This is a genomic window from Rhodococcus jostii NBRC 16295, assembly GCF_001894825.1.
In the GTDB taxonomy this organism is placed as follows: domain Bacteria; phylum Actinomycetota; class Actinomycetes; order Mycobacteriales; family Mycobacteriaceae; genus Rhodococcus_F; species Rhodococcus_F jostii.
On record NZ_BCWY01000147.1, the window covers coordinates 1 to 15,589 of the forward strand.

Here is a 15,589-nt window from a genome sequence, read left to right on the forward strand (position 1 = left end):
AGGGTCAAGGCCCCCTCACGGACCGGCTCGACGCCGGCACCGTCACCGCGGAGGCGCTCGGTGAGTGCCGCCGGCAGGTCGCCGCGGTCGATCAGACGATCATCAGTGCGAAGGACCTTCCCGAGCTCGCGCACCCGGACGCGGAGATGCTCGATCTTCTCGGCCGCTACCTGGAGGCACGTTCCCGAGTTCTCGCCCTGGCATGACCCCACCCGGGTGAGCCGGCGCCAGGCGCGGGCCACAGGGTTGGACCGGCGAACCGCCACCCGCGGACGCGACCTGCCAGCATTGCCATCATTGCGTGCATTGCTGGCGATGATGGCGGTTCGGTGACTAGTGGGGACGTAGGCCTGCTCAACGACGCAACTGCACTGACTGTATTCAGCGTGGCCGTTGCGGCTGCGACCAGCGGCGGCTTCTCGCTCGGCCATGCCGGTGGTCTGTTCCTGCTGGCGGCGATCGGTGGAGTCATTGTCGGCGCGGTCGTCGCGTTCGCCGTACGGCTGGTGCGCTCGGTGGTACGGGAACCATTGATGCTCAACACCATTTCGTTGGCAACTCCGTTTGCTGCGTACCTGCTGGGGGAGCAGTTGCACGCCTCGGGAGTTCTGGCAGTGGTGGTGGCTGGTCTGCTCGTCGGGCAGGACACACCGCGCGCGGTATCGGGCACCAGCCGCCTGCAGACCGGTGCGGTGTGGCGGCTGGTCGACTTCTTGCTCGAAGGGTTCGTGTTCCTGTTGATCGGTGAGCAGCTTCCGACGATCTTGACCGGACTCGACGCCTACTCCACCGGCACGATCGTCGTCGCGTCCGTCGCGAGCGTAGGAATCGTCCTGCTGCTCCGGCCGCTGTGGCTGACGTTCACCGAATACGTGCCGCGACGACTGCACATGCGCCTGGCGCGGAAGGCGCCGACGACAATCGGCGCTTGAGCGGCAAAGAGGTGTTGGTGCTCAGCTGGGCCGGCACCCGCGGCGTTATCACGCTTGCCGCCATCTTTTCGCTGCCCCTCGTCACCTCGACCGGGGCGCCGTTCCCGGGCCGCGATCTGCTGCAGTTCTGTGCCTTCGTGATCGTGCTCGTGACATTGGTGGGCCAGGGAATGACGTTCGGTCCGCTGGTTCGTGCGATGGGCTTGCAGGCCGACGCCGCAGACGAGGCGCGCGCCGCATCGGTGAGCGCGGCGCTGGCGGGACTGGACCAGATCACTCACGACGAGGGACTCGAGCCGGGCGTCACCAGCGCATTGCGAACGAGCTTGGACCAACGCGCCGCGCGCTACCGCCGTCGGCTCGAGGCACTGCAGGATCCCGGGGACGGCACGATCGTGATTTCGCCGGCATTGGAGTCGGCATTGAGCGCACGGCATCTGGTCATCGACGTCCAGCGCGAAGAATTGCTGCGCTGGCGCGATGCCGGCCGACTACCCGATGCGAGCCTGCGAATCCTCGAACGCGAACTCGATCACGAGGAGTACGCACTGGGGCCAGGAGCGGGTCCGCGATAAACTCCTGACCGGGGGTCCCCGCGTGGATGCGGCACCGACATCTGCAGTACGCCCTTTCGTCCCCGGACGTTGTCCTGGCTGCGGCCTCATAGCGCTCGAGTCGAATCGAGCTGGGTACAGTCGTCATCCCGCTCGGCTGGGAGCACCGAGGCGAGTTCCTTGAGGTCGACTGCGAGGGACATCCCCAGCGCGGCCTGGAGTGGGTCGGCGAGGGCGTATCGCCGGTCCAGTCGCGTGCGCGTTGCGCCGCCGCGCACTCGGCGGCCACCTCCCGCGCACCGCTGCGGTGATCGTCGATCGCGATCACGAGGGCGTCGCCGACCATCTGCAGCACCTCGCCGCGGGTGAGCGGTGCCGCACGGGAACCGTTTCCACCGAGCGCGCTGCAACACTCGAACACCGCTCCTACCGTGGACAGAATGGGAATGGGCCTGTTGATCGTCGACCTGCCGCGTTCGTGGCCGCGCCGCGCCGCGCTCGATGCGGCGGCCGAGGCACTGCGCGAACATGGCGTGCGGGACTGGACACGGCTTGAACTGCGCACCACCACACCGACGGGCACGGACCTGATCAGGCAATTCACTTTCACCTACTGGGCCGCTCCGACCCGCCGTGGTCGGGTGCACAACCTCCGCTACAGCGACCTGTGGGAGCGGCTGGGCCACGCCGACCGGGCGGCGCTGCTGCACGTGGCCGCCGGCGGTGCCTCCGGTGCGGACGTGGCCGACACGGTGATGCGTGTGGGTGGTGGCGAATCCCTGCTCCGCGATCACAGCGGGACACCGCATCTGCCCCCTAGCCTCCGCCATTTTCTTCGGGCGATGAAAGACCCACGCCGATAACGAATCTCGCCGAATCCGCAACAGGGGGTTTTCCCGGCGGCACCGGTCGTCGTCGCTCCTGCTCGTGCCTATCGCTTGTCTTCGCCCATACCCACTCCCGGCTGGTGCGCCGGGCCCACTCCTTCGGCACTCTTGTCGGTCTGCGGGGCGTCCGCGGCCGGGTTCTCCTCGGCCGGTGAGGCGACCGCGCCGCGGGGTGTCTCCTCCGGGTCGGGAGCCAACCGTCGATGGGCATCGACATTGTCGTCGCGTTCCGGTCTGCCCTCCGCGGCCGAGGTGGTGCGCCCTTCATCGGGCGGTATCGCCGGCTCCGCATCCCCGAGCGGAAGGCTGCCACCCGCCGGAGCCCCGCCTCCTTCGCCGGATGCTCCGCTCGATTGCATCTCCTCGTCGTCGAAGGTCCCGGCGGGACGCTCGACGGAACCGCCGCCCTCGTCCGGTCCGGCATCACGCGATCCCTCGGAGCCACGCTCCGATTGGGGTTCTTCCTGCACATGCCCGCCTGGATCGGTACTCATGATTCCTCCTCGCCGAACACCCCTTTCGGGTCCCGACACTGGTGTTGCCTTGCGGGGCAAGTCCGACCAGGATTCGGCACCCGGCCCTCGACCCAAACGGGCATCATGCACGGTGATCAGCTCTCGTCCTCTGTGAACGCCCATCCGGACGGGCGAAAACGCCACACCCGCGATTTCCCCGACCGATCGAATCCCAACCACCAGGTTCGACACCACCTCCGGATGACGCCGCGGTTGAACGCCCGCTCAGGTGGCGACGGGCTCCTGGTGTGCTGTACAAAGAACAGAGAACGTCATGTGACCCGGGGCACATACTGCTGTGGCCCGGTTGCACGATTACCCGTGACCAGCGGCAACTCTCTGGGTGTCGGTGGTCACGGTGTTCTTCGACGAAGCGAGGTTGTGTGATTACTCGAACCCGGCTCACCGGTGCCCCCACCGGTGAGGGCACGCTCAGTACCGAGAAGATCAAGGCCAGGATCGACGCCATGTTCGTTCAGACCCCGGACCCGGACCCTCACCGCCGAGACCCCGCCCTTCCGACGATGGACGCTCCGGCATGAATGTCGCCCTGCTGCTGATGATGCTCGCGGCGGCGAGCGGTGCCGTCCTCGTCCTGCAGTCCGCGGGAAGCCGCCGCAATACCCGTCTCTGACCGCCGAAGCGTCGACGGTGAGGCAAGCCGGGGACCGAGCCGCCGCCCGTGCGAAACTGCAGGAGCCGATCTGCTTGTCGGCGGGGCGCATGGTGTTCCACGGAACGCGGGTGCGGATCTGTCGCCGAACACAGTTGAGAGGATGCCGGTTTCGCCGGCAATGCGGCGCTGTCACCCGACCCGGGCGGACGCGAGGTGCCCCGGTGGCAGGCGGAGCGTAGGAGCCAGACAGATCGACGATGTGTTCATCTTCGGGCACATCGAACCAAAAGGTGGTGGGCAATGACCCCCAGGATCGATCACCCGCATTACGACGACCCCAACCCCTCCCCGGACGACGACCCGATCCGGTGGCCCGACCCCAGCCCACTCGACCTGTGGTGGCAGCGGGTGATGTCCGGCAGCCCGCGCCGCCGCACCCGCGGCCTGCCACCTCGCGCGCCCGAGGAACCAGCCGCCCCACCCCCACGGGGGCTCCGCGCCCAGGCGGGGTAGCAACCATCGGTGCTCCCGAGACGTCGCCGACGCTGACCTCGACCATCCACACCCTGACCTGTCGTCTACGGAAGTACGCCCGAGAAGACGGCCGTGAAGAAGGCTCCTGCGAAGAAGACGGCTGCGCCGACGACGGGCGTGAAGAAGGCTCCTGCGCAGACGACACCCGCGAAGGCGACGGCTGCGACGAAGACGGCTGCGGAGAAGGCAGCGGTGAAGATGGCTCAGACGAAGAAGAGGTCCACGGAGATTCGTGAGTGGGCGATCAGGGAGGGGCGCGAAGTATCCTCCCGTGGCCGGATTTCGGTCGAAATCGAGCGAGCCTTCCATGACACTCAGGCTCAGATTCCGGCCGCCGTCGGCTGAAATGGGTGGTGTCCGCTATTAGGTGTGACCCATCGGCGCAGGTTCGTCGCGGTCGATGTGGGCACAGCGCTCGGCCGAATCGTCATCGTGTGCGCCGTTGCGGGCGACACGTCGTCGGTTCCGGTTCCGTCGCTGTTGGATGATCCAAAATGCGCCGAGCGGGCTGTGGCACCGGCGCGGCCTGTGTGGAAAGGAACGTGCGGTGTGTACCGATCGATTCCTCCCGGTCAGGCTCAGCTTCCGAAGATGGCCCCGAGCGGCCCGGTACTGGGTGGGGTGGGCTGCTGGACTCCGGTGAACATGCCAATGTCGAACCGGGTGAAGGTCGGCGGGTCAACGGTGTCGGGGAGGTCGGCCTCGGCAACCGCTTGGGCGGCCGGGGGTTGGCACGCGGTGATCCAGTCCAGGTAGGGGCCGGCCGGGCAACGGCCGTCTGCGTTGAGCCCGAGCGTTGAGCCCGAGGATAATGCGGATGCCGGCCCGAACGACGGGGTTCTCGATGATTGGGGTACCCCCGGAGATGCGCCGGGCGACAACAGGGCCTGTGGACGTCGACGTTCGACGCGGCGAAGGGCAAGGCGGCCCGACGTCCGAAGTCCGGCGAGGTCGACGATCGCCGGCCGGATCCGCGCCGTAACCGGGTCGACGGGACGAAAGGGACCCGATAAAAGGGGCTTTCGACCCTGTCTGGATTCGCCGGTGCGGGGGAAAATTGCACAGCCTCCGTCACTTGTCGGGGTGGCGCGCGGCCTGTTTGACGTGCGTCACGGCTTATCGTGCTGTGGCTGCAGTCCCCTCAGGGACCTGTATCTGGTGCATGTCCTCGAAAAGGATCAGTTCGACATGTCCATTGCACCCCCCGAGTCGCTCGAGTCCCCCGCCGTTGCTGTCGCCGCGTACGACCGCCCCGCGTTGTCGGCGCGTGAGATCGAGGTTCTGCGGCATTGGTTGCGCGGGGAATCGAAGCAGGCTGTCGCGAACGAACTCCGCATCGCTCTCGGCACGGTGAACACTCATCTCACCCGGATCCGGGAGAAGTATTCCCTGGTCGGGCGGGACGCGTCGACCAAGCCGGCCCTGCTGGTCCGGGCGCTCCAGGACGGAATCCTCACAATCTCCGAGTTGTGACCTGGATGGGCGGGCGGTGAGTACGGCGGTGAACGGCACTCAGAGCGTGGTGATCTGTGATGGCGCACCGCGGCATCGAGAACACACCCGCCCGGCCGGCCGCGCCGTACCGGACCCCAGGGATCGGAGGCACCGACCATCACGGCGCCGCCTGGTCATCACTGCGGCGACGATCACGGCGGCCGCGGCGCGGCCGGATGCGGATTCGGCGTCGACCTACAGCAAGGTGAGCTTCAGCCGTTGATCACAGCGAAATCAGATGCGCCCAAGGTTGATTCACGCAAGACTCGGGCTGAGGTCGATCCTCGTCGGTGGCCACGGCGAGGCCCTGTACGAACCCCAAGGCTGAGGCGCGCGGTCAGGCCGGTCCGCCTTCTGCGTGGAGCGATCTGACGGCGTTGCCCTTTGTCGGGCGCTCTGCACCTGCCATGTCGGTCTCGCTCGGCACCGAAGCTGTGGGATGCCGCAGGCGAGCTCGCGGTCGGAGGCGTGTCGACTGGCCGCCGCGGAACGCCGACCGTCGGCTCCTGCTGCCCGTGGGCGACAACCTGAGGTTGACGTTCCGGATTGGTCAACTTAAAGTTGACGCATGGAGAATTCAAGCCCGCCGACCCCGCCCATCCGACTCGACGACCTGATCGACGCGATCAAGAAGGTGCACGCCGAAGCGCCGCTCGAGCAGCTCACCGACGCGGTCCTCGCTGCGGAGCACCTCGGCGAACTGGCCGACCATCTTATTGGACACTTCGTCGACCAGGCCCGACGTTCGGGGGCATCGTGGACCGAAATCGGCAAGAGTATGGGCGTCACCAAGCAGGCCGCACAGAAGCGGTTCGTCCCCAAGGATCCCGGGCAGGCATCCGACCTCGATTCGAAGCAGGGATTCAGCCGGTTCACTCCACGCGCACGACAGGTGGTGGTGGGTGCTCAGAACGAGGCCAAGGCAGCAGGTAACGCCGAGATCCTGCCCCAGCACCTCGTTCTCGGACTCCTGGCCGATCCCGACGGGCTCGGCGCCCGGGCGATCGCCGCGCAGGGCGTAAAGCTGGATTCGGTCCGGCACGCCGCGACCGCGACGCTACCCCCCGCCGTCGAGGAGGTGCCTGAACTCGTTCCCTTCGACACGCAGTCGCGCAAGGTTCTCGAACTGACCTTCCGTGAGGCGCTTCGTCTGGGGCACAACTACATCGGAACCGAGCATATTCTGCTGGCACTGCTCGAGGTCGAGGACGGGGTCGGTGTGCTCACCGGATCGGGGGTCGACAAAGCTGCCGCCGAGGAGAACATCGCAGCCAATCTCGCCGCCATCGTCGCCGCACGCGAAAAGGAGTGAGCCCGAGTAGGTTGCGCTGGAATACCCGGTTGGACCGGGTGCCAGGCTCCGGCTCCGCGCGGGCGGTCCCGTCCAGAGGACGTCCTCGGAACCGCAGCCTCGGTGGGAACGGCCGGTCGGCTTCACGGTTGTGACGATCGGGCCGAGCGACCAGCCGCGCGTGCCCGCCGCCGACCCCATCACGGTCGGCGGAATTTGAGCGGCTGCCGGATCCCGGACTGGTGTATCCACCGCGTCATGCCGCGTTGCCGTTGTTGGGTGTGTTATGACAAGGCGGTTGCGGTCGGCGGGGGAGCGTTCGATCACGAATTGCGGATCAGATCCATTGCCTGGTGCCTGGTCTCGATGAATAGAGGTAGCTCCCGCGATGCGATTTGATCTCGGCGGTTCGAGGTCGACGGGAAGGGCTAATCGATCCCCGGACGGGCGGGGATAGGTCGCGGTTGTTCCACGACAGGGCATTCGCGATGTATGGCAGGTCGTGGAGCAGAATGTAGCGCAGAACTCTCGCCGACAAGCCATCTGCGAATCTCGCTCGGCCCTCTGTCGCCAATTCCACCCACTCGACTGTGGAACCTAAATAGTTCGGCGCTTTCCTGGGATCGTCAGTGAGCAGCCTTGTACGCCTCCGAGATCTCGGTAGGAATGCGCCCACGGACACCGATGTCGTAGCCCTGCTCTTGAGCCCATTCCCGCACTGCTCTGACATCGTCACGGTTCTGCCGCACAGGCTTCCGTTTGACCTCAGCACCTGACGTGAGTGTGCCCGAGGATCGACTCTTGCGGCCACCTACCTTCGTGGCGTGATCGATGTAGTGATCGAGTTTTTTGTGGAAATCCTTCGCGTTCTTCGCCGACAAGTCGATCTCGTACTCGATTCCATTTACGGAGAAGACGATCGTCTCGCCCTTTCCCTCCACGATGGGAGTTCCGTCGATATCGTCGACGTGTTCGATAACTGTTTGGCGCGCCATCCCAACTCCTTCGTCATTTACGAATCCACCTTACGTGCATTGCGCACAATCCTCACCTCAGCCAGGTCGCGCGCCCAACATTGCATTCATGGCTAATCGGACAGAAACTCTCGTGGAAAGGTCCTCATCGACCGGACGGGTCAGCGCTCGAATAGATGGCTGGGCTATTGGGATGCACCTGTGGTGGCAACACTCAATGTCTGCAGGTCAGTCGCGGGCAGCGAAAATGTTTTCCTAAATAGGCAGGGTGATTCGCATTCGTGTGTTTCCGGACTGCCGCGTCCCGAGCGAAATGGGCTCGAAGCGACGCGATGAAGCCCACAGTGAGCGGTGGGAGGGGGCGACTACGCGCAGGACTTCGCGGCTCCGGTTTGTCGTTGTGGCGGCCTTTACCCCTATACCTGCGGGTATAAGATTGCTTATAGAGGACGTGCGGGTGATGAAGATCATGATGGACCGGGACCGGTTGTTTACCAGCATGGCGGAGAACCGGGCGCGTGAGGTGGTCGCGCATATCGGTTTCCTCCGTAACCTGCGGCAACTGTACGAGGGCGGGGTCACCCAGACACGGTTGGCGGAAGTCAACGGTGTCAGCCAGCCCGCGATCAGCCAGATGCTCCAGCGCGCCCGACCGGACATCCGGCCGGGCACCCACGGCGCCACCGCCTACGAGGTCACCGCACGGTGCGCGGCCGGCGAGATCGATCCGGCGACGATGCGCGCCGAGCTGATTGGCTGGGAGTACGACAAGCCCCTAGCGTCGAGCGCCTACCCGGACGTCGACGACGTCCGCCCCCACACCGAGGGCGCCTTCAACCACCAGGTCGGACGCGCGCTCACCCACGGGTTCCTCACCGATGAGGACTACGACCTGATCCTCGACGCCCTGGCCGAATGACCTGTGCCGACCCATGAATTAGAGGATCGCGGTGCCTTCCTCGCCTCACTGTCCACCCCGGGCGGCCCGCTGACGATCGACGCCCCGCACGCCACGATCAATGACCGCCGGTACTTCCGCCGGATCGACGGCGAACCGATCCCCACCCGGGCACGGCCAGCGTCTGCATGAGCGGATCATCGACTTGGACGTGCCTGCCAGAGCGGATGCGACCTGAAGCCACAGCAGGCACAAATGTTCGTGCGTGGATCCGCGGGTCGATTCGAATACCACTCAACGGAAACCATATCGCTCCAATCGATCTCGGTCCGAACCCGCTCGGCCGGCTTGACGCCGGTGGGGCCTGGTCCACGACCATCTCGGTCCCGTCGACCGCGGAAGTTCCTCACTCGGCACCGACACTCGGCGGTCCGGCACCGGGCCGATGTCGGGTTGGTTCTCGGTTCGGTGGTTCACACCGAGTTTCACGGAGGTGCCGGGTGGACAACGGTTCCGTCCTGCAAGTCCATGACCGTTGGGGGGTGCTCGCGGCGGCCGCGGCCGGCTGTGTGGGACGGTGGGGCTGACCTCACCGCTGCAGATTCTTCTCGTCGCCGTGCTTGCAGGTGCCGCGATTGCGGCCTTTCAACTCGCGCGGCACCGCGTCCTGGTCGGCCGTGGTGTGGACCCAGTACGCGGCGCTTTCCCGGACCAAACGTTTCTCGATGCGACGAGAGGGGATCCGTGTCGGGTTCCCTTTTACTCTTCTCTATCCTGACACGCATGGTACGCGGTACACTATCGGCACAATCGGAGGTGGTGGACATGCTCGTCGACCGAGATCGGGCACGTGACTCGATCCATGCCTTGTCGGACCCGGACCTCGTCGAGTTGCTGGTCGAGGAGTTCTCCCGTCGGCCGGCTCTGCGTCCCGTCCGTGACGATGTGACGGCGCTGCTGTCGATGAGCCCCGCGCTGGCGCGGCAGCAGGAGCGTGCGGTCGCCAACCCGGCCGCCGCGGCGGTGGCCCGCACCCGGATCGTCGCGTCCGTGCTGAACTCGATCGTCGAGAAGCACGAGATGCTCGACTCCACCGCCGTCAGCCGTGTCCTGGGCAAGGCGGCCACCAGCCGGAACACCGCCAGCCGCCTGTCCGCGGCCGGCACGGTGATCGCGCTGCCGGTATCGGGGCACAAGCTCTACCCCGCCTTTCAGTTCGACGCCGAACGCCGGCAGGTCCGCCCGATCGTCGCCGAGATCAACCGGGCCCTCGGCGCGAAGGAAGACCCGTGGGGTGTCGCGTCCTGGTGGCTGAGCCCGACCGACTTCGCCGACGACCCGCGACCTCCGGCTGCACTCGCCGTCGACGGCGGGCACGAGCAGGATCTGCGGGACATGGCCGACGACCTGACGCAGGACTGAATCCACAGTGACCTACCCGGATCCACCCACCCCGCTGCCGCCTGCCCTGATCACCACGATTCCCACCGATACCTCGCTGTGGCGCATCCACGGCGCCACCCGCGGCGCCGCGGAGTTGAACCCCACCACCCGCCCTCGAGTGCGGGTCGGGGGCCGGTTCGACAGTCTCGACGGCTCCTACGCGTACCTATACATCGGTGACAGTCCGGGCGCGGCGGTGGCCGAGACACTGTGCCGCAACCTGCCGGTCGACCAGTCCCCGCGGCTGATCCCGCGGGCGAAGATGGCCGGCCGGGTGCTGAGTGAACTGCGGACCACCCGCACGGTCCGGGTCGTGGATCTGACCGGGGCCGGGGCGTCCCGGATCAACGCCGGCGCCTGGTTGTCCAAGTGCGACCCGTCCGGGTATCTGCAGACCCGCCGGTGGGTTGCCGCGATCCTCGTCGCGAACCCCGATGTCGATGGTGTGCAGTACCGGCCGCGGCACGACGAGAACACTCTCGCTTGGATGCTGGCCGATGACCCGGCCGCGCATTCCCATCCCGCCGTCACCGCCGTCGGAGGCGTGATCGCGCTCGACTCCGCCGACGGGCACTACCTGTTGGGTGCGATTCTCACCGCGCACAACGCGGCGCTCGGACCCTAATCGAGCCCGGGTGGGCAGCAGCGGCCGACGCCGGTGACGTGGGAGCACTGGAGCTGATTCGGGGCGGACCGGGACGTGGTGTGGGCCGACGCGACCGTGTTGAAGGACTGGAAAGCGGCCATCTTGGGCGCCGCCGAGCCGTCGGATCGGTGTTCGGGTCTGTGCGGTGCGGTGACACTACGGCGGGCGGGTATGTGACCTCAGGATTGCGGGGAAGCACCGTGCCTTGAGTGGTCCGGAATTTTTGAGAAACGCGGATGCATCAATGTTCTCGGCGAAGTCCCGGCAGACCTGCTGCTGAGCGTCGGCGAGGCGGCTGCGGTGATGAGCGAGGAAGCAACTCGTGCAGATGAATTCGTCAGGCCGGCGCCGGGCATCGCGCGCGTCCGTCTGAGGTGTCAGTTGCCGAACGAGCGGCAGACCCGGAGGCCGCGCGGCGGGCGACACTGATTCCGGACCCGGCGCGTAGCGACCGCCCCGCCCCGGCCTGGTTCCGGTCGCCGGCGCCTGAAGGGTGAGAGGGTGCGGGGTATGACATTCCGGCTGCCCACCACCTCACGACGGACTCGGATGCTGCGGCAATCGCGGCGCTGACGAAGTAATACGACCACCCGTACCTGCGCGACGCCTACATCGGTGCGCACTTCGACTCCTGGTCGAGCAGCGGCGTGGTTGTGATCCGGCCGTCCGGGTTGTATGTTCTTCCCATGATCAGCAATGCGCAGTACACGACGACGCCGGACCCCTTCCGGCGCATCGTTTAGCATCTGCTGACCGCATCACTTGAGCCCCGGGAGTTTTCGTCCCGGGGCTTTTTCGTGTCCTGGCGCGCGGCTCCCTTCACGAATCACGAATGGAGACAGGCATTATGAGTATCGATCACCGCGACCTGGGGCGTGAGCTGGAACTGTTCGCGACCAGTCCCGTTGTCGGGGCGGGACTACCGCTGTGGTTACCGGACGGCGCCGTCATCCGTGCGGAACTCGAGGCATACGCCGCGGAGGAGGCGAGGCGGTCGGGTTGCCGGGGCGTGTACACCCCGGTGCTCGGCAAGAAGGAGCTGTTCGAGCGGTCGGGGCACTGGTCGAAGTTCTCCGCGGAGATGTTCCCGGAGATGAAGGTCGGTGGGGAATCGTTGCTGCTGCGGCCGGCGAACTGCCCGCACCACGCCCAGGTTTATGCCGCGCGTGGGCGCAGTTATCGCGAGTTGCCGTTCCGGTTGCGGGAGTTGGGGTCGATGTTCCGCAGCGAGTTGTCCGGGGTGCTCGGCGGTCTGAGTCGGGTGCGGCAGATCAGCCTCGACGATGCACACGTGTTCTGCACCCCGGCGCAGGTGCGTTCGGAGGTGGGGCTCGCCGTCGAGGCGATCGAACGGTGTTACCGCACCCTCGGGATCACCGGCCACCACTACCGGCTGTCGCTGCGCGGGGAGGCGGGCGGGTTCCTCGGGTCCGGGCAGCAGTGGGCGTCGGCGCAGGATCAGTTGCGGCAGGCCCTGACCGAGCTGAACGTGCCGTTTCTCGAGGCGCCCGGTGAGGCGGCGTTCTATGGTCCGAAGATCGACGTCCAGGTGCCCGATGCGAGGGGCCGAGAGGAGACTCTGTCGACCGTGCAACTCGACTTCAACCAGCCGGAGCGGTTCGAGCTCGAATACACCGCCGAGGATGGGAGCCGGCAGCGTCCGGTCATGATTCATCGCGGACTGCTCGGGTCGATGGAACGACTCACCGCCCTCCTCGTTGAGCGGTTCGAGGGGCGGATGCCGCCGTGGCTCGCACCGAATCAGGTTTCGATCCTGCCTGTGGGCGCCGAGCACGGCGCCGCCGCCCGGTTGTTGCGCGCTGCGCTGGAGGCCGACGGGATCCGGGTGAACGTCCTGGAGGGTGGGTCGTTGGGCCGCCGTATCCGCGGCTGCCGGCACCGCCGGGACCCGTACGTGGCGGTGATCGGCGCCGACGAGGTCGCCGACGAGTCCGCCGACGTGCTGGTACCGGCGTCCGGGCGCCGCGCTGTCGTGAAGGCGAAGGACTTCGTCGACCACGTGGTGTCCGATGTTCGGCGACGCGTGCTCTGCCCGACCGCCTCAGGGTCTCTTCCGTGACCGCGGCGATCTGCGCGGTGAGCGTCGTGCTTCATCGAGGGGTCCCGCCCAGTGCAGGGAAGCGAGGCGACGGGAAGGTCTCGAACGATCCGGGAGGAGGCGGGCCTCCCCGAGAAGATCTCCACGGTCCGTGTCTTCGATGTGATTGCGTGGATGGACGGCAAGGACGCGGCCTGGGTGAGCGCTCTGACCTGGGTAGGTGACACGTCCCGGGGTGACCCCTCATAGGTGCGTCCGATGATGGGTGGTGTGGACGAGGTGAGCCCGGCGGGGTTGGGGAGGGGGTGGCGGATTCGCTGGGGGTGTGTGAGGGTCTGCTGCTGGGGTTGTTCGGCTACCTGCCGGCGGTGATCTTGTGGCAGCACTTGGGGGATGTTCCGCAGCCGCGGGTGTATCCGCATGGGTCGTTCACTTCGTTCAGGTCGGATCCGCCGCCGGTCGGGTATTGGGTGAGTTGGGCGGGCCCGGTGGTGGTGTGCGGGTTGATGACCGTTCCGTGGCGCGCCGCTCGGTAGTTCGCGTTGTCGTTGGTGTGTGCGTTCGTGCCGATGGCGGCGTTGGTGGCGTGGTTCATGATCGGGTGGAGTTGTTCTTCACCCCCGACTGAACCTGCTATTCGGGTTGTTCGAGTGCGTCGGTGATGCGGTCGTGGACCGGAGGTTTCGAGGTTCTGGCCGCCGGTGGGGCGGGTGTATTCGTCGTCGCTGCGCCGAATGGGGATGCAGTGGGCGGGGCCTGGAATGGGTTGCTGGGCCAGTTCGCGGCTGGTGGTGCTCGCGCATCTCGCTGATGTTGAGGGATGCAAGGTCGGTGAGGATCCGGGCGACGGTGGAGGCGGGGTCGTCGAGCAGGGCCAGGCGGAGGTGGTCGGTGCCGATCTCTTCGTGCCCGAGCAGGGCCGTCTGACGCAGGCTGCCCTCAAAGACCTTCTTCGTTTTCGCCGGTGATCGGTGGATGTGCCCGGCGGGATCGGCGGCCTCACTCATCGCGGAGGAGGGGGTGGCTCGCGCACCGAATGCCGCCGCCCCATTGGGATGCGATGTCCGTGCGGAAGCCGGTAACGACGGTGGCCTGCCGCTTCTCGAGCTCTGCGATCAGCCGGATGTGTTCTTGCGCCATGAGCACGACGTTCTCCTCGAGGCACATTGTGTTGCAGCCGAGCGCGTGTGCTTCCTCCGGGGTCGCCGCAATGACCTCCCAATCGTTCAGGATCGACGGGAGCCCGTGTTTGAGGCCGCTGGTGTTGCAGATGCACAGGCCCCGGCGGACGACGGCGAAGATGCAGTCGAGGTGCAGCCATTTGCTGGTGAGTGGGACCTCGTGGATGCGGTAGCCCTCGGGACCGAGGTAGCGCTGTAGCCAGTCGATCCCGGCCCGGTCCGACGCCAGTCCGGAGTTGCCGACCAGAACATCGTGGCCCATGACGAAGATGTCGCCTTCCTCCAGGAAGGGCCGGGGCCGTCGGAGTGGCGCGTCGGCTGCACAGGCAGCGGCACGGGCATCGAAACATAGTGCGCCTGGGGATCTTCGGCCACTCGGTGCTGCAGCAGCTCGCGGACGCTGAAGACCTCTCGGCGACGAAACGGGGTCTTGACAGCCAGCTCGATGGCGTGGTTGCCGACCATCAGGATCGGATCCCGCACGAAGACCGGAAAGCCTCCGAGCGCCAGATAGGCGAGGTACTGCTGCTCTGGAGTGGTCCACGGGCGACCGCGGTGAACCTGCACGCCGGCGTCTTGGTATGCCTGTACCAGGCCCTCGAGTTGTCGGGTGGTGCCGTCGAATGCTTCGGGGTCGACGTCCCTGAGCAGCTGCCCCTGATACTTGCGGAGCAGTTCCAACGTGGCGGGCACCATGTACTCATAGCAGAAGTGTGTCGGCGCGGGAACGAGGGCGTCGTCCGGGAGAACACCGACGATCACCTCTCGGAGTTTGCCCCACTCGTTGGGCACGCTGATCGGTTTCATGGTCGCTTTCTCCTCGCGTCCGGGACCTACTTCCAGCTCACGCTGCGACGACACCACCAATCCAGTCGGCGCCCACACGACATCGCAGAGCGAGCAATAGAAGAATGATCGGACGGAGCGCTGCCGGGAAGCGTCGACGGCCGGGAAGCGTCGACGCCGCAATCACAGCCGCCCAGATAGGTGCGAGTTCGTCTCAGGGGGCGAGGGCGTGTCCGCTTCCGGTGGTTTTGGCTTCATACATGGCGGCGTCCGCGCGTTGGATGAGTGTGTCCCGGGTCTCGTCCGATCGGGCGAGTGCGATACCGACGCTGGCGGTGAACCGAAGTTCGCGCCCGGCGGAATCGGCTCCGATGTGTAGTTCGGTGATGCGGGTGGCGAGGGCGATGGCCTCCTCGACCGAGGTGGTATCGGGGCAGACGATGAGAAATTCGTCGCCGCCGATCCGGGCCACGGTGTCGGTGGGGTGCACGACCGATTGCAGTTGTTCGGCCAGCCGGATGAGGGCGTCGTCTCCGACGGCGTGGCCGAGTCGGTCGTTGAGGGTTTTGAACTCGTCGAGGTCGATCAGTAGTGCCGCAACCGTGCGCCCGCTTCCGCGTGCCGCGTCCAGGGCGGCGTCGATCTGCTGATGCGCCAGGGCACGGTTCGGTAGCCCGGTCAATGAATCGTGCAGGCTCAGATGCCGCAGCGCGTCCTCTGCCTCGATACGCCGGATCGCCGCGGCCAGTACGGCGGTCACCGAGCGCAGGAACATCACC

At 66.5% G+C, this 15,589-nt stretch carries 22 protein-coding genes and 2 pseudogenes; 16 read left to right on the forward strand and 8 right to left on the reverse strand.

Annotated features, from left to right (window positions below; all coding sequences use genetic code 11):
- The 4 genes and pseudogenes from RJ1_RS42595 to RJ1_RS42610 form a co-directional block, all read left to right on the forward strand.
- Positions 1-206: pseudogene (locus RJ1_RS42595) on the forward strand (hypothetical protein); the annotation flags it as partial.
- Positions 207-386: 180 nt separating this feature from the next.
- A complete protein-coding gene (locus tag RJ1_RS47360) occupies positions 387-932 on the forward strand; it encodes a cation:proton antiporter domain-containing protein (RefSeq protein ID WP_205415352.1) in 546 nt (181 codons plus the stop codon).
- Entirely contained in the window at positions 929-1,507 is a 579-nt protein-coding gene (locus RJ1_RS47365) for a cation:proton antiporter (protein ID WP_205415351.1), read from the forward strand. The genes RJ1_RS47360 and RJ1_RS47365 overlap by 4 nt, the downstream gene beginning before the upstream one ends.
- A 425-nt stretch (positions 1,508-1,932) precedes the next feature.
- Complete coding sequence (locus RJ1_RS42610) at positions 1,933-2,349, forward strand: hypothetical protein (protein WP_240319708.1); 417 nt, start codon at positions 1,933-1,935, stop codon at positions 2,347-2,349.
- A 68-nt stretch (positions 2,350-2,417) separates the two neighbouring features.
- Here RJ1_RS42610 and RJ1_RS42615 read toward each other — a convergent pair whose 3' ends face one another.
- On the reverse strand, positions 2,418-2,867 hold the full coding sequence (locus tag RJ1_RS42615) for a hypothetical protein (RefSeq protein ID WP_073370274.1): 450 nt from the start codon (positions 2,865-2,867) through the stop codon (positions 2,418-2,420).
- Between the two features lie 404 nt (positions 2,868-3,271).
- Here RJ1_RS42615 and RJ1_RS47095 point away from each other — a divergent pair, with 404 nt between their 5' ends.
- From RJ1_RS47095 to RJ1_RS42630, 5 genes are all read left to right on the forward strand, one after another.
- Positions 3,272-3,430 carry a hypothetical protein gene (locus tag RJ1_RS47095; protein WP_162850321.1) on the forward strand — a complete coding sequence of 53 codons (159 nt, stop codon included), beginning with the start codon at positions 3,272-3,274 and terminating at the stop codon, positions 3,428-3,430.
- 374 nt (positions 3,431-3,804) lie between these two features.
- On the forward strand, positions 3,805-4,017 hold the full coding sequence (locus RJ1_RS46495) for a hypothetical protein (RefSeq protein WP_143048865.1): 213 nt from the start codon (positions 3,805-3,807) through the stop codon (positions 4,015-4,017).
- Between the two features lie 93 nt (positions 4,018-4,110).
- Entirely contained in the window at positions 4,111-4,383 is a 273-nt protein-coding gene (locus RJ1_RS42620) for an Lsr2 family DNA-binding protein (protein ID WP_073370277.1), read from the forward strand.
- An 843-nt stretch (positions 4,384-5,226) separates the two neighbouring features.
- A complete protein-coding gene (locus RJ1_RS42625; protein WP_073370293.1) occupies positions 5,227-5,511 on the forward strand; it encodes a response regulator transcription factor in 285 nt (94 codons plus the stop codon).
- Positions 5,512-6,100: 589 nt separating this feature from the next.
- A complete protein-coding gene (locus RJ1_RS42630) occupies positions 6,101-6,844 on the forward strand; it encodes a Clp protease N-terminal domain-containing protein (RefSeq protein WP_073370280.1) in 744 nt (247 codons plus the stop codon).
- 605 nt (positions 6,845-7,449) lie between these two features.
- On the opposite strand, the gene RJ1_RS42635 is transcribed toward RJ1_RS42630, so the two are convergent.
- On the reverse strand, positions 7,450-7,818 hold the full coding sequence (locus RJ1_RS42635) for a histone-like nucleoid-structuring protein Lsr2 (RefSeq protein ID WP_073370282.1): 369 nt from the start codon (positions 7,816-7,818) through the stop codon (positions 7,450-7,452).
- Between the two features lie 439 nt (positions 7,819-8,257).
- Between RJ1_RS42635 and RJ1_RS42640 the strand changes: the two genes are divergently transcribed.
- Positions 8,258-8,716 (forward strand): hypothetical protein, encoded by a 459-nt coding sequence (locus RJ1_RS42640; RefSeq protein WP_073370283.1) that lies wholly within the window; start codon positions 8,258-8,260, stop codon positions 8,714-8,716.
- A gap of 568 nt (positions 8,717-9,284) precedes the next feature.
- Here the strand turns inward: RJ1_RS42640 and RJ1_RS48530 are convergent.
- Positions 9,285-9,410 (reverse strand): hypothetical protein, encoded by a 126-nt coding sequence (locus tag RJ1_RS48530; protein WP_255284962.1) that lies wholly within the window; start codon positions 9,408-9,410, stop codon positions 9,285-9,287.
- A 110-nt stretch (positions 9,411-9,520) separates the two neighbouring features.
- Here RJ1_RS48530 and RJ1_RS42645 point away from each other — a divergent pair, with 110 nt between their 5' ends.
- A complete protein-coding gene (locus tag RJ1_RS42645; protein ID WP_073370296.1) occupies positions 9,521-10,117 on the forward strand; it encodes a hypothetical protein in 597 nt (198 codons plus the stop codon).
- Between the two features lie 7 nt (positions 10,118-10,124).
- The gene (locus RJ1_RS42650) at positions 10,125-10,763 is read left to right on the forward strand and encodes an RES family NAD+ phosphorylase (protein ID WP_073370284.1); all 639 of its coding nucleotides are present in this window, start codon (positions 10,125-10,127) and stop codon (positions 10,761-10,763) included.
- A 273-nt stretch (positions 10,764-11,036) separates the two neighbouring features.
- On the opposite strand, the pseudogene RJ1_RS48535 reads toward RJ1_RS42650, so the two are convergent.
- Both RJ1_RS48535 and RJ1_RS48540 read right to left on the reverse strand, forming a co-directional pair.
- A pseudogene (locus tag RJ1_RS48535) lies at positions 11,037-11,132 on the reverse strand (DUF4193 family protein); the annotation flags it as partial.
- Between the two features lie 259 nt (positions 11,133-11,391).
- Complete coding sequence (locus RJ1_RS48540; RefSeq protein WP_255284963.1) at positions 11,392-11,520, reverse strand: hypothetical protein; 129 nt, start codon at positions 11,518-11,520, stop codon at positions 11,392-11,394.
- 111 nt (positions 11,521-11,631) lie between these two features.
- Between RJ1_RS48540 and thrS the strand changes: the two genes are divergently transcribed.
- Both thrS and RJ1_RS48545 read left to right on the forward strand, forming a co-directional pair.
- On the forward strand, positions 11,632-12,864 hold the full coding sequence (gene thrS, locus RJ1_RS42660; RefSeq protein WP_073370285.1) for a threonine--tRNA ligase: 1,233 nt from the start codon (positions 11,632-11,634) through the stop codon (positions 12,862-12,864).
- 51 nt (positions 12,865-12,915) lie between these two features.
- Positions 12,916-13,092 carry a DUF6308 family protein gene (locus RJ1_RS48545; protein ID WP_240319707.1) on the forward strand — a complete coding sequence of 59 codons (177 nt, stop codon included), beginning with the start codon at positions 12,916-12,918 and terminating at the stop codon, positions 13,090-13,092.
- Positions 13,093-13,198: 106 nt separating this feature from the next.
- Here RJ1_RS48545 and RJ1_RS47100 read toward each other — a convergent pair whose 3' ends face one another.
- Positions 13,199-13,438, reverse strand: a complete 240-nt coding sequence (locus tag RJ1_RS47100) for a hypothetical protein (protein WP_162850320.1) — start codon at positions 13,436-13,438, stop codon at positions 13,199-13,201.
- Positions 13,439-13,553: 115 nt separating this feature from the next.
- Between RJ1_RS47100 and RJ1_RS49520 the strand changes: the two genes are divergently transcribed.
- Entirely contained in the window at positions 13,554-13,811 is a 258-nt protein-coding gene (locus RJ1_RS49520; protein WP_465270210.1) for a hypothetical protein, read from the forward strand.
- Between the two features lie 31 nt (positions 13,812-13,842).
- Here RJ1_RS49520 and RJ1_RS45625 read toward each other — a convergent pair whose 3' ends face one another.
- Positions 13,843-14,286, reverse strand: a complete 444-nt coding sequence (locus RJ1_RS45625; RefSeq protein ID WP_083400444.1) for an arginine deiminase-related protein — start codon at positions 14,284-14,286, stop codon at positions 13,843-13,845.
- 116 nt (positions 14,287-14,402) lie between these two features.
- On the opposite strand from RJ1_RS45625, the gene RJ1_RS45630 reads away from it, so the two are divergent.
- On the forward strand, positions 14,403-14,939 hold the full coding sequence (locus RJ1_RS45630; protein ID WP_143048864.1) for a hypothetical protein: 537 nt from the start codon (positions 14,403-14,405) through the stop codon (positions 14,937-14,939).
- 85 nt (positions 14,940-15,024) lie between these two features.
- Here the strand turns inward: RJ1_RS45630 and RJ1_RS42685 are convergent.
- Positions 15,025-15,589, reverse strand: a 565-nt coding sequence (locus RJ1_RS42685; RefSeq protein WP_143169598.1) for a GGDEF domain-containing protein, incomplete at its 5' end; no start/stop codon positions are given.